General features: G+C 55.3%; 8 protein-coding genes and 1 pseudogene. 6 read left to right on the top strand and 3 right to left on the bottom strand.

Annotated features, from left to right (window positions below; genetic code table 11):
- Position 1: 1 nt before the first annotated feature.
- Together rcsB and rcsD are read right to left on the bottom strand one after the other, a co-directional pair.
- Positions 2-652, bottom strand: a complete 651-nt coding sequence (rcsB, locus tag ACMWL8_RS04880) for a response regulator transcription factor RcsB (RefSeq protein WP_006176468.1) — start codon at positions 650-652, stop codon at positions 2-4.
- A gap of 16 nt (positions 653-668) precedes the next feature.
- Positions 669-3,341 carry a phosphotransferase RcsD gene (gene rcsD / locus ACMWL8_RS04875; protein ID WP_045259712.1) on the bottom strand — a complete coding sequence of 891 codons (2,673 nt, stop codon included), beginning with the start codon at positions 3,339-3,341 and terminating at the stop codon, positions 669-671.
- A 743-nt stretch (positions 3,342-4,084) separates the two neighbouring features.
- Here rcsD and ACMWL8_RS04870 point away from each other — a divergent pair.
- The 6 genes and pseudogenes from ACMWL8_RS04870 to mgtE all read left to right on the top strand — a co-directional run bounded on the left by ACMWL8_RS04870 (position 4,085) and on the right by mgtE (position 11,447).
- Positions 4,085-5,193 (top strand): annotated as a pseudogene (locus ACMWL8_RS04870) (porin OmpC).
- Positions 5,194-5,307: 114 nt separating this feature from the next.
- The gene (gene apbE, locus ACMWL8_RS04865) at positions 5,308-6,363 is read left to right on the top strand and encodes an FAD:protein FMN transferase ApbE (protein ID WP_414751572.1); all 1,056 of its coding nucleotides are present in this window, start codon (positions 5,308-5,310) and stop codon (positions 6,361-6,363) included.
- A gap of 72 nt (positions 6,364-6,435) precedes the next feature.
- Positions 6,436-7,494, top strand: coding sequence for a bifunctional DNA-binding transcriptional regulator/O6-methylguanine-DNA methyltransferase Ada (gene ada / locus ACMWL8_RS04860; RefSeq protein ID WP_045259714.1), 1,059 nt, complete (start codon positions 6,436-6,438; stop codon positions 7,492-7,494).
- The gene (alkB, locus tag ACMWL8_RS04855; RefSeq protein WP_045259715.1) at positions 7,494-8,150 is read left to right on the top strand and encodes a DNA oxidative demethylase AlkB; all 657 of its coding nucleotides are present in this window, start codon (positions 7,494-7,496) and stop codon (positions 8,148-8,150) included. Before ada ends, alkB begins: the two co-directional genes overlap by 1 nt.
- A 69-nt stretch (positions 8,151-8,219) precedes the next feature.
- On the top strand, positions 8,220-9,863 hold the full coding sequence (locus ACMWL8_RS04850; RefSeq protein ID WP_041911987.1) for a multidrug ABC transporter permease/ATP-binding protein: 1,644 nt from the start codon (positions 8,220-8,222) through the stop codon (positions 9,861-9,863).
- A gap of 147 nt (positions 9,864-10,010) precedes the next feature.
- Entirely contained in the window at positions 10,011-11,447 is a 1,437-nt protein-coding gene (mgtE, locus tag ACMWL8_RS04845) for a magnesium transporter (protein ID WP_045259716.1), read from the top strand.
- Here the strand turns inward: mgtE and ACMWL8_RS04840 are convergent.
- Complete coding sequence (locus ACMWL8_RS04840) at positions 11,410-12,699, bottom strand: SulP family inorganic anion transporter (protein WP_045259768.1); 1,290 nt, start codon at positions 12,697-12,699, stop codon at positions 11,410-11,412. The two genes, mgtE and ACMWL8_RS04840, sit on opposite strands and share 38 nt — an antisense overlap.
- Positions 12,700-12,885 lie beyond the last annotated feature (186 nt).

Genomic DNA, 12,885 nt, shown 5'->3' with positions numbered 1-12,885 from the left:
ATCAATCCTTATCCGATGCGCTCAGCGTAACGGAGGAGAGATAGTTCAACAGGGCAATATCGTTGTCCACGCCCAGCTTCATCATTGCTGATTTTTTCTGGCTGCTGATGGTTTTAATGCTGCGGTTCAGCTTCTTGGCAATCTCGGTCACCAGGAAACCTTCGGCGAACAGGCGCAGAACTTCGCTCTCTTTCGGCGACAGGCGTTTGTCACCGTAGCCACCCGCGCTGATTTTTTCCAGCAGACGAGAGACGCTCTCAGGCGTGAACTTCTTGCCTTTTTGCAGCGCAGCCAGCGCTTTTGGCAGATCGGTCGGGGCGCCTTGCTTCAGCACAATCCCTTCGATATCCAGATCCAGCACGGCGCTCAGGATCGCCGGGTTGTTGTTCATGGTCAGAACAATAATCGAGATGTCCGGGAAGTGACGTTTAATATATTTGATGAGCGTGATCCCATCACCGTATTTGTCTCCAGGCATAGAGAGATCGGTAATGAGCACGTGCGCATCAAGCTTTGGGAGGTTATTGATCAGTGCTGTAGAGTCTTCAAATTCACCGACTACATTCACCCACTCGATCTGTTCAAGTGATTTGCGAATACCGAACAGTACAATCGGATGGTCATCGGCAATAATTACGTTCATATTGTTCATGTATAAGGCTACCTTGCTACAGCAAGCTTTTGACGTAGGCGTCAATGTCGCTGATGTATTTTTCAATGCCAGAGGCATCTTTCTCACGAATTAGATGTTCCAGCGTTTCACATAACTGCTTGCCGGGAACCAGATTAAGCATGGCAAACACCCCTTTAAGCCGGTGTGCTGTCTGTGCCAGCGCTGCAAAATCATTCGCAGCGGACTCAGTATACAACCGCTTCACATCATCTGGTACTGTATCAACAAAGAGGGAATAGTATCCGCTGGCGTGAAGCTCGGCATTTTCATTACCGCCTAACGGGGATTCCGTTTTCTCTTCCTGCGCCAGCTGCTCTTCTATTAGTTGTAGTACAGCTTCCTGCATCGCATTGCTTATATTAAAGTTGACGCGCAGCTGGCCAGGGCCGATTTTCCGCACGCCTGACTCATCATCGCTTAAAAGCAAGCCCGAGGCAGTAAGATTAGACGGATTATCAGTTAAAAACAGATCAAATTCTTGACTTGCCAGCCTTTCATCCGGCGTGATGCAGGCCGCGCCCCAGTTTTCGAGCTGACGAACCACAATATTGCGGATCTCGTTTGAGGTTACATCCACCATCACCACGACGTCATCCAGCAGGCGTTCTTCATCTTCTTCCTGTGGATTGGCGGCCATTTTCACGTGCAGAGAGTAACGGGTGCCGAGCGATTCACGGGCCTTGATATTCAGATGGCCGCCGAGCTTACGCGCCAGCTGATCGCACAGCCAGAAGGTCAGGGCGTTAGCCTTGCCGTAATGATCGCTTTGCGTGTCATTCAGGAACGGGAAGTGCAGATTATCAATTTCACTCGCCGTCACGCCTTCCCCGGTGTCCAGAATGCGGAACGTCAGGCGATCTTCCGCCGACTCGTCGGTGCTCACTTCAAGGGTGATCTTGCCGATCTGCGTGGTGGTCACGGCGTACTGAATAATCATCAGCAGAATACGACGCAGCGCCTCGCGGTCGCCGTGACGTTCGTCATTGGCGGGTAAATGGTTGTTGATTAGCAGCTGCAGCCCTTTGCGCTTAATTACGGGCAGGACTTCGGGAACCACTTCATCGATCAGATCCTGAATGGAGAAGAGAGAAGGGGTGCCTTTCCAGAAATCATTCTCCAGCATGTTTGCCAGCTGGATCTCATCCACCATGCGGACCAGCGAGTCGGCCTGGCAGGCGAGCTGGTGGCTTTCAGACGTGTTTAACGCCGCCGCCTGGGTCGCCAGCGTTTTTAACGGCTGCTTGAAGGCATCGCCAATATTCTGCATGAATGCCGCGCGCCCCTGCTGGTTCTTCTCATACAGCCTTTGCGCCTGCTTGAGCTTTTTATTCACCAGCACTTCGCGATCCTGATCGCGAATGATGAAGATTTGCGTACGCGGTGCCACCTGGCTGCGGAACTGACGGATCTCGTACAGTTCATTGTTAATCGTGGCCTGAATAACCCCCTGGTGCTGATCCGCCATAGTGGTGATGTTCTGCAGATTAAGGTGCGGCAGCAGATGGTCAGCAATTTTATTGCTCATCACCGTGCGATTCGATTCCTGATCGTGAACTAACACCCCTAGCGGCAGCACGGAGACAATCTCTTCATTGAGCGCGCGCAATACGCGCAGCTCGTTGGTATTGCCCGCGGAGACCGCAGACGCGTCGCTCTGGCGTCCCGGCTGGAAGCGGAAGGTGCTGTAGCCAAACAGGGCCAGCGCCAGCAGACCAATATTCAGCAGCAGCGGCAGCAGAATATTTTGCAGGGTATCAAGCAGCAGCGTGCCGAACGGTACCTGCCACACCAGACGCATGCCGGTTGAGTTCAGCGACGAGGCAATTTCAATTTTCGAGCCGTTAAAGGAGATGGTGACGCTCTCTGCGGCCTCTTTGTCGGACGCCGCACGCATGTTCTGGGTGCTGCTGTCCGGCTCCAGACGGAAGCTGTCGAGCGGCATATCCGGCGGGATCAAATCATTAATGGGTAAATCGAAGGCCACGACCGTCGCCAGATGACCCGGCTGGTTAAAGGTGGTACGCAGGGTAAAATAGTGACCATTCTGCCAGGCCAATCGGCGCAGCGATGAGAAGCTCTCACGTTCATCAAGGGCGTTGGCCTGCTGCAGCATTTCTGCCCGGCGGGAGTCGACAATGCTGCCGACCGTCGTCTCTTTAAATCCGGAAGAGAGATCTTTCAACGGCAGCGTCGAGATCAGGATCATGCTGTTGTCCTGACCGTTCAGATAGTACATCGACCACGGCACCGTTTCGGCGCCCCAGAGGGTATCCAGGTAGGTCGAAATACGCTGCGTCATCTCAAGGGTCGCGCTGTCGTGAGAGCCAAAGATAAGTGCTTCAGTCTTACGCTGCGGTTTTTCGAGATAGTAGACATCCTGCTTCAGCCGCGTCTCCTGAAGTCCATCTCCGGATGAGCTGGCAGGCGCTGCCGCAATGTTGTCGTAAATCTGCCAGGTGGCGTAGCGCCAGGTATCAATGCGCTTGTGTACGGCGTGGGTAATATCCACCACCTGATAGCTCTTATCCTTCAGCCAGGCGTTAACCGCGCTCTGCACCATCACGCCCATTGTGACTAACAGCACCACGATCAAAAGAAGAAAGAAACGGGTGATGCTCCCGGGCAGAAGGGAGAATTTGCTTTGGGCGGTAGTTTCAGTCTGACTCATTGATATCTTTAACCCGTGATGGTCGTGCTCTGTGGCGATAGGGCAGTATAAAGGGTAATAACTGAATTTCCAGCGCCACTGTCCTTCAACAAGCGACTTTTTCGATGACCCGTGCGAGAGAGGAAGTACGCCTTAAATGTGTACAAGCACATAGTGCATGTACAAATAAAAAATGAATTTAGTCAGAAAATAGCACGAATTAACAAGAAATTAAGTTTTGAGCGAATTTTTCCGTTATGTACAGGGGCGAGCGTGAATTTAGTTAATAGTCGTTACAATTACGCGGTGGTAGCACAAAAAAGGAAAAGTTACGTAAAGAAGAGTAAAAAAAAACCGAATGCGACGCATCCGGTTGAATTAGGGATAAACAGACATTCAAAGCTGAATGACGGTAATAAATAAAGTTAATGATGATAGCGAGAGTTATTTTAGAGACTGGAGTCGATCTTGTTTTGTCATTCAGTGCGGTAACGTTTTTTATTTTAACTCTTTGATATGTATTTGGTCATTTTTCGTTTTGATTATAAGTGCTAAATTTCTAAGCTTTTTGTGCTTTGTAAAAGTTCCTTTTCATTTACATCCTGAAGCATGTTGATGGATAAATGAAACATCTTCAAAGTTTTCGTATCATATTCGCATTGGATTATTCTGTAATTTTGCGGAGAATGAATTTGCCGACTGGTTAATGAGGGTTAACCAGTAAGCAGTGGCAATTATAAGGCATATAACAGAGGGTTAATAAAATGAAAGTTAAAGTACTGTCCCTCCTGGTACCAGCACTGCTGGTAGCAGGCGCAGCAAATGCGGCCGAAATTTATAACAAAGATGGCAACAAATTAGATCTGTACGGCAAAGTTGATGGTCTGCACTATTTCTCTGACGACAAGAGTGCTGACGGCGACCAGACCTACATGCGTCTTGGCTTCAAAGGCGAAACTCAAGTTAACAGCTGACCGGTTACGGCCAGTGGGAATACCAGATCCAGGGCAACACGACTGAAAGCGACAACCAGTCCTGGACGCGTGTGGCGTTTGCCGGTCTGAAATTCGCTGAAGCGGGCTCTTTCGATTATGGTCGTAACTACGGCGTGATCTACGACGTAACTTCCTGGACTGACGTTCTGCCAGAATTTGGCGGCGATACCTACGGCTCAGACAACTTCCTGCAGTCTCGTGCTAACGGCGTGGCGACCTATCGTAACCAGGACTTCTTTGGTCTGGTGGATGGCCTGAACTTTGCGCTGCAGTATCAGGGTAAAAACGGTAGCGTAAGCGGCGAAAACGTCGGTGGACGCAGCCTGCTGAAACAGAACGGCGACGGCTACGGTGCATCCGTAACCTATAACCTGGGCGAAGGCTTCAGCGTGGGTGGTGCGATGTCCTCCTCCAAACGTACCGCTGACCAGAACGCACCGGGCGTTTACGGTAACGGCGATCACGCAGAAGTCTATTCTGGCGGCCTGAAATACGATGCCAACAACATCTACCTGGCTGCGCAGTACTCTCAGACCTACAACGCAACCCGCTTCGGTACCTCTAACGGCAGCAGCCCGACTACCACTTACGGTTTTGCTAACAAAGCGCAGAACTTCGAAGTGGTTGCTCAGTACCAGTTCGATTTCGGCCTGCGTCCATCCGTGGCTTACCTGCAGTCCAAAGGTAAAGACATCGAAGGTTACGGCGATCAGGATCTGCTGAAATATGTTGATGTGGGTGCGACTTACTACTTCAACAAAAACATGTCCACCTACGTGGATTACAAAATCAACCTGGTTGATGAAAATGAGTTCACCCGTCAGGCCGGTATCGGCACTGATGATATCGTCGCGCTGGGTCTGGTTTACCAGTTCTAATCGCGTCATCGTGTGACTAAGGGGCCTGAAGGCCCCTTTTTTGTGCTTTTTTTTGGCCTCACAATGCAATCGTTTTGGTGTACTCTTGCCGCCCTGGCATGAGGATAATAATGAATGGACATGACTTTTTTACGCGCCAGCTTTCTGGCTATGCTTTTTTTCCTGACCGCGTGTGACGATTCCGTGCCCGTGGCGAAAACCGATGCACCCGCCGCGACGGTGCTCGAAGGCAAAACGATGGGCACCTTCTGGCGCGTCAGCGTGATGGGCCTGGATAAAACGCGCGCTGATGAACTTCGCGGTAAAATCCAGTCTCAGCTGGACGCCGACGACCAGCTGCTCTCAACCTATAAAAATGACTCGGCGCTGATGCGCTTCAATCTTTCCACCAGTACCTCCCTGTGGCCGGTGAGCGAAGCGATGGCCGATATCGTCACCGAATCAATGCGCGTGGGATATAAAACTAACGGCGCGATGGATGTCACCGTCGGGCCTCTGGTCAATCTCTGGGGATTTGGCCCGAACAAACAGCCGGATACCACACCCGAGCAGGCGGCCATTGATGATGCCCGCGCCCGGACAGGGCTAAAGCATCTGACGGTGATCAACCAGTACGGCCAGCAGTATCTGCAGAAAGACATCCCCGATCTGTTTGTCGATCTGTCGACGGTAGGTGAAGGTTACGCGGCGGATCACCTTGCCGAGCTGATGACGCAGGAAGGGATATCGCGCTACCTGGTCTCCGTGGGGGGCGCGTTAGTCAGCCGGGGCATGAACGCCAGCGGTAAACCGTGGCGCCTGGCGATTCAAAAACCGACCGATCGGCAAAACGCCGTACAGGCCATTGTGGATATTAACGGGCACGGCATCAGCACTTCCGGGAGCTACCGTAACTATTACGAGCTCGACGGGAAGCGTATTTCGCACGTGATCGATCCGCTGACCGGACGTCCCATCACGCATAACCTGGTCTCGGTGACCGTGATTGCCCCCACTGCGCTGGAAGCCGACGCCTGGGATACCGGATTAATGGTTCTCGGCCCGGAAAAAGCCAAAGAGGTGGTTCGTCAGGAAGGACTGGCGGTTTATATGATCACTAAAGAGGGCGACGGGTTCAAAACCTGGAGCTCGCCGCAGTTCAACAGCTTCCTGGTGAGCGACAAAAATTAAAAAGCAAGGTTGCGGGTTTTTTATCACTGGCACTCGGGCACGCTAAAGGTATGCTTGTAAGAGGAGCTGATGATGAAAAATCCAACCTATATGAATGATGAGGATCGCTGGCAGGCCGTTCTGGCTCGCGATCCGCGCGCTGACGATCGGTTTGTCTTTGCCGTGCAGACGACGGGGATTTTTTGCCGCCCGTCATGCCGCGCCCGTCACGCGCTGCGTAAAAACGTCTGCTTTTATCCCGATGTCCAGCATGCCGTTCAGGCAGGGTTTCGCCCGTGCAAGCGCTGCATGCCGGACAAACGCGATCCGAATCAGCAAAAGCTGGTGAAAGTGGAGCACGCCTGTCGCCTTCTGGAGCAGGATCCCGCGCTGACGCTTGAAGGCCTGGCGCAGCAGGTCGCCATGAGTCCTTTCCATTTCCACCGGCTGTTTAAGTCCGTCACCGGGATGACGCCAAAAGCCTGGCAGCAGGCGGCGCGGGGGCAGCGTCTGCGCGCGGCACTTGCGCAGGGAAACAAAATTACCGATGCCGTGCTGGCGGCAGGGTTTCCCGACAGCAGCAGCTATTACCGTAAAGCCAACGATGCGCTGGGCATGACGGCGAAGCAGTACCGCAAAGGCGAGGTGGCGGTGCGTTACGCCATCGGCGACTGTTCGCTGGGACGCTGCCTGGTTGCGGAAAGCGAGCGGGGGATTTGCGCGATACTGCTGGGCGACAACGATACCAAACTGGCAGAAGAATTTGCGACGCTGTTTCCAAACGCGGAGCATGCCCCGCAGGAAGATGCCTTTGCCCAGCGTATCAGACAGGTCATTGCCAGTATTGATAACCACGCGGTGCCGCTGGCGCTGCCGCTGGATATACGCGGCACCGCGTTCCAGCAGCGGGTCTGGCAGGCCCTTCGTGACATCCCCTGCGGGGAAACGGCCAGCTATCAGCAGGTGGCGAAGGCGATTGGCCAGCCCAACGCGGTGCGTGCCGTCGCGGGTGCCTGTGCGGCAAACAGGCTGGCGATTGTGATCCCTTGTCACCGCGTGGTCCGCACCGACGGCGCGCTGTCGGGCTATCGCTGGGGGGCGGTGCGAAAAGCGCTATTACTGAAACGTGAGGCGAAACGCCGGGAGGGATAATGCTCGATCTTTTTGCGGATGCTGAACCGTGGCAGGAGCCGCTTGCGCCCGGGGCAGTGATCCTGCGCCGCTTTGCACTCTCCCGTGCGGCGGCATTGCTTGCCGGTATTGAAGAGGTCACGGCGGTTTCACCGTTTCGCCATATGGTGACGCCGGGCGGCTACACCATGTCGGTGGCCATGGCCAACTGCGGCGAACTGGGGTGGGCGACGAACGAACGTGGGTATGTGTATGCCCCGAACGATCCCACGACCGGCCGGCCGTGGCCTCCCATGCCTGCGGTGTTTCAGGCGCTTTGTCACGAGGCTGCCGTTGCAGCAGATTACCCTGACTTCCGGCCGGATGCCTGCCTGATTAACCGCTACGCCATCGGCGCGAAGCTCTCCCTGCATCAGGACAAGGATGAACCCGATCTGCGCGCGCCCATCGTCTCGGTATCGTTGGGTCTGCCCGCCGTCTTCCAGTTTGGCGGATTGCGCCGCAACGATCCGCTCAGGCGCATTATGCTGGAGCACGGCGACGTGGTGGTGTGGGGCAGGGAGTCACGGCTGTACTATCACGGCATTCAGCCCCTGAAGCCCGGGGTTCATCCCCTTACTGGCGAATACCGATTTAACCTTACATTCCGTCAGGCGGGTTTGAGCAAACAAAAATAAGAATTATTCTTGATGTCCGCGCCGGGCAGTTTACACTGCTGGCTGATTTTTATTGTCCGGATTGCCTGCATGCAACTACTTCTTCTTGTCTGGCGTCAGTACCGCTGGCCCTTCATTGCCGTAATGGCCTTAAGCCTTGCCAGCGCGGCGCTGGGTATTGGCCTGATCGCGTTTATAAACGTGCGGCTGATCGAAATGGTCGATACCTCACTCTCGGTTCTGCCGGAGTTTCTCGGCCTGCTGCTGCTGTTGATGGCGGTTACGCTCGGCTCTCAGCTGGCGCTGACCGCGCTTGGTCACCATTTCGTTTTCCGCCTGCGCAGCGAGTTCATCAAGCGGATCCTCGACACGCAGGTTGAGCGCGTGGAGCAGCTCGGCAGCGCCTCCCTGCTGGCGGGGCTGACCAGCGACGTGCGTGCGATTACCATCGCGTTTGTCCGCCTGCCGGAGCTGGTGCAGGGGATCATCCTGACCTTTGGCTCGGCGGCCTATCTCGCCTGGCTTTCGACCAAAATGCTGGCGGTGACCGCGGTGTGGATTGCCATCACCATCTGGGGCGGTTTCGTGCTGGTGTCGCGCGTCTATAAACACATGGCGGTTCTGCGCGAAACGGAAGATAAGCTCTATAACGATTACCAGACGGTACTGGAAGGGCGCAAAGAGCTGACCCTCAACCGCGAGCGTGCCGAGCATATCTTCAATAACCTCTATATCCCGGACGCGCGCGAATACCGGCACCACATTATTCGCGCCGATACCTTCCACCTGAGCGCGGTGAACTGGTCCAACATTATGATGCTGGGCGCCATTGGCCTGGTATTCTGGATGGCGAACAGCCTGGGCTGGGCGGACACCAACGTGGCGGCGACCTACTCGCTGACCCTGCTGTTCCTGCGTACGCCTCTGCTCTCGGCCGTCGGCGCATTGCCCACCTTGCTGAGCGCGCAGGTGGCGTTTAACAAGCTTAAGAAGTTCGATCTGGCGCCATTTAAGGCTGAATTCCCGCGCCCGCAGGCCTTCCCGAACTGGCAGACCCTGGAGCTGCGCGACGTGACGTTCCGCTATCAGGACAACGCCTTCTCCGTGGGACCGGTCAACCTGACGATTCACCGCGGCGAATTGCTGTTCCTCATCGGCGGCAACGGTAGCGGAAAATCCACGCTGGCGATGTTGCTCACCGGACTTTACCAGCCGCAGTCGGGCGAGATCCTGCTGGACGGTAAGGCGCTGAGCGCGGAGAAACCCGAGGATTACCGCAAGCTTTTCTCAGCGGTATTCACCGATGTCTGGCTGTTTGACCAGCTGCTGGGTCCGGAAGGGCAGCAGGCCAATCCGGCGCTGGTTGAGAAATGGCTTGCGCAGCTGCAGATGTCGCACAAGCTGGAGCTCCAGGACGGCAAAATCCTGAACCTCAAGCTCTCTAAGGGGCAGAAGAAGCGCGTGGCGCTGCTGCTGGCGCTGGCGGAAGAGCGTGACATCATCCTGCTGGATGAATGGGCGGCGGATCAGGACCCGCACTTCCGTCGCGAGTTTTATCAGGTGCTGCTGCCGCTGATGCAGGAGATGGGCAAGACCATTTTCGCCATCAGCCACGACGATCATTACTTCATTCACGCCGACCGTCTGCTGGAGATGCGCGACGGCAGGCTGAGCGAGCTGACCGGCGACGAGCGCGATGCGGCGTCGCGTGACGCGGTGGCGCGCACGGCCTGATGCCCTCACCCTAACCCTCTCCCACGGGGAGAGGGGATAATCGTGGCCGTAATGCCGCTTTTTTCTCCATCCCGCCTCGCTGTTTATTCTTATTTACATATCCTCGCGCTATGCTTAGTCTCAACTCATTTAATGGATTTATGATTGATGTCGGTATTAAAGAAAAACAGCGCCAGGCAGCGTGACCAGGAACGTGCGCGACTCATCTGGCTTCTCACGACCGATAAAGCGGTCACGTCTACGCTATTAGGCAAACTGACCCTGGCTGAGCAATATGATGTCGGCACCTTAGCCGACGATATTGCTGAGGTAGGTGCGCTGGTTGCTCATTTACCGCCGCCGGATCTGGCGGATACCCTGGAAGCGCTTCCTTCGGAAGAACGTCACGCCCTCTGGCGCTTGGTACAGGATCACGAGCGCGGCCAGGTTCTGCTTGAAGCCTCGGAAAACGTCTGGGATGACCTGATCGACGAGATGAGCGATCGGGATATCCTCGACGCCCTGCAAACCCTGGATATCGACGAGCAGATTTACCTTGTACAGCACCTGCCGCGTAACCTGACCGGCCGCCTGCTGGCCTCTCTGCCTGCCGATGAACGCGCGCGCGTGCGCCAGGTGATGCACTACGAGAAAAACAGCGTTGGCGCGATCATGGAGTTCGGCGTTATCACGGTACGTCCGGACGTCACGCTCGGTGCCGTGCAGCGCTACCTGCGCCGCCTGGGCAAAATGCCGGACAACACCGATAAGCTGTTTGTCACCTCGCGGGATAAAACCCTGCTCGGCGAGCTGGAACTGAAAACCATCCTGCTCAACAGCGCCCAGCAGCGGGTGAGCGAGGTGATGGAAAACGAGCCGATGGTCTTCTCCCCGGAAGACGATGCGGAAAAAGCGGCGCGTACCTTTGAACGTGATGACCTTGTGAGTGCGGCGGTCGTAGACTCCGTTGGCAAGCTGATGGGCCGTCTGACTATCGATGAAATCGTTGACGTGGTTTATGAAGAGACCGATAACGACCTGCGCGCGCTAGGCGGGATCAGCGCCGAAGATGACGTCCACGCCTCCGTCGGTAAGGCGGTGAAAACCCGCTGGGCCTGGCTGGCTATTAACCTGTGTACCGCCTTCATCGCTTCCCGCGTGATTGACGGCTTTGAACACACCATTTCGCAGCTGGTGGCGCTGGCCTCGCTGATGCCGATTGTGGCCGGAATTGGCGGCAACACCGGAAACCAGACCATCACCATGATCGTCCGCGCGCTGGCGCTGGAAAATATTCAGCCCGGTAACTTCGCCTTTCTGATCTTCCGGGAAATGGGCGTGGCGTTGATTAACGGCCTGGTGTGGGGCGGCATTATGGGCGGCATCACGTGGTGGCTGTATGACGATATGGCCTTAGGCGGCGTGATGATGCTGGCGATGGTGCTGAATTTGCTGGTGGCATCGATGATGGGCGTCATTATCCCGCTGACGATGACCAAACTGGGGCGCGACCCCGCGGTGGGGTCGAGCGTGATGATCACCGCCATCACCGATACCGGCGGTTTCTTTATTTTTCTTGGGCTGGCAACGATTTTTCTGCTTTAACCCGACGCTTAATGCGGGCGGGGATCAGTGCCATGACGATAATCCCGCCCAGCACGCCAACCGCCAGATTGCCGGTTGATACCGTGGCGGCGACCGTCACCAGCATCACCACCGTTTCGGCAACCGGGGCATTTTTTATCGTGGCGGGCTGAAGGCTGTGCCAGCTGAAGGTTTTGACGGCAACAATCGCCATAATCCCCGCCAGCACCGCCATCGGGATTTTGGCCATCACTTCGCTGAGCGCCGTCACCAGGAGCAGCAGCACGATGCCCGCCGCAATGGTTGAAATACGGCTTCGTCCTTTTCCCATCTCCACGTTAACGATGGTTTGTCCGATCATCGCGCAGCCCGCAATGCCACCGTAGAGCCCGGCCATGATATTCCCCACGCCCAGCCCGATGCTCTCGCGACGCTTGCTGGAAGGAGTAACCGTCAGTTCGTCCACCAGTTTTGCCGTCAGCAGGGACTCCAGCAGACCGACGAAGGCAATACTCAACGCGCACGGCCAGATAATGTTCAGCGTCTGTAAATTAAGCGGCACCAGCAGCTCGGTAAATCCAGGCAGACCGCCAGTCATTGAGCCTTCATCACCGACAGTCGGCAGGATCTGACCGGTGGTGACGGTGAAAAGGGTTAACAGCACAATCGCAATCAGCGGGGAAGGGACGCTTTTAATATAGCGCGGCACCCACAGCACAATCAGCAGCGTCAGCACGAACAGGCCCACAATCAGCGGGCTTCGGCTCCAGAAATGCGGCACCTGAGCGAAGAAAATCAAAATGCCAAGGGCGTTAACAAATCCGGTCATCACCGACTGGGGAATAAAGCGCATCAGCCTTGCCATGCCCAGCACGCCAAACAGAATCTGGATCACGCCAGCCATCAGCACGGCGGGAAGAATGTACTGTACCCCGTGCTGATGCACCATCGGGCCAATCACCAGCGCTACGGAACCGGCCGCAGCCGTGACCATCGCCGGACGACCGCCCAGCACGGAGAGAGCAAGACACAGCACCACGGAGGCGATCAGGCTGACCTTCGGGTCAACGCCCGCCACCACGGAAAATGAGATCACTTCGGGGATCAGCGCCAGAGCGGTAATCACGCCCGCCAGCGTTTCACGCGCCAGTTGTTTAGGGGAGTGCAGCACGCTGGCTACACTGTCTTCAGGGGATACGGCAGAATGAGGTAAGGACATAACAGTTCGCTGGTTAGGGCAGGCTTCCGTGCGCGCGATCACAAAGTGCAGCATAGTAGCCATAAATTCCTCCTTATACCAGTTGCGCGCCGCAATCCCCTACAAACAATCCATCATTAAATTTCACAATTACAATAATTTCGTAACCTTTAAACAATATTTAAAAGTTGTTACCGTGCCCACGCAGCTTTTTTCACCTGCAATTTCCACGCATCAAGCACTTTTACACTAAGGCATAAA

The organism is Enterobacter sp. 04-C-12-SI-ECC (genome assembly GCF_047530715.1).
In the GTDB taxonomy this organism is placed as follows: Bacteria; Pseudomonadota; Gammaproteobacteria; order Enterobacterales; family Enterobacteriaceae; genus Enterobacter; species Enterobacter bugandensis.
The sequence above is the reverse complement of the archived record's forward strand: the minus strand, read 5'-3'. Positions and strand labels throughout refer to the sequence as shown.

Excerpts from the sequence above, each read along its gene's own strand:
- ACMWL8_RS04840 (WP_045259768.1), bottom strand. The coding sequence starts at position 12,699 with ATGCTGCACTTTGTGATCGCGCGCACGGAAGCCTGCCCTAACCAGCGA.
- rcsB (WP_006176468.1), bottom strand. The coding sequence starts at position 652 with ATGAACAATATGAACGTAATTATTGCCGATGACCATCCGATTGTACTG.
- apbE (WP_414751572.1), top strand. The coding sequence starts at position 5,308 with ATGGACATGACTTTTTTACGCGCCAGCTTTCTGGCTATGCTTTTTTTC.
- rcsD (WP_045259712.1), bottom strand. The coding sequence starts at position 3,341 with ATGAGTCAGACTGAAACTACCGCCCAAAGCAAATTCTCCCTTCTGCCC.
- ACMWL8_RS04850 (WP_041911987.1), top strand. The coding sequence starts at position 8,220 with ATGCAACTACTTCTTCTTGTCTGGCGTCAGTACCGCTGGCCCTTCATT.
- mgtE (WP_045259716.1), top strand. The coding sequence starts at position 10,011 with ATGTCGGTATTAAAGAAAAACAGCGCCAGGCAGCGTGACCAGGAACGT.
- ada (WP_045259714.1), top strand. The coding sequence starts at position 6,436 with ATGAAAAATCCAACCTATATGAATGATGAGGATCGCTGGCAGGCCGTT.
- alkB (WP_045259715.1), top strand. The coding sequence starts at position 7,494 with ATGCTCGATCTTTTTGCGGATGCTGAACCGTGGCAGGAGCCGCTTGCG.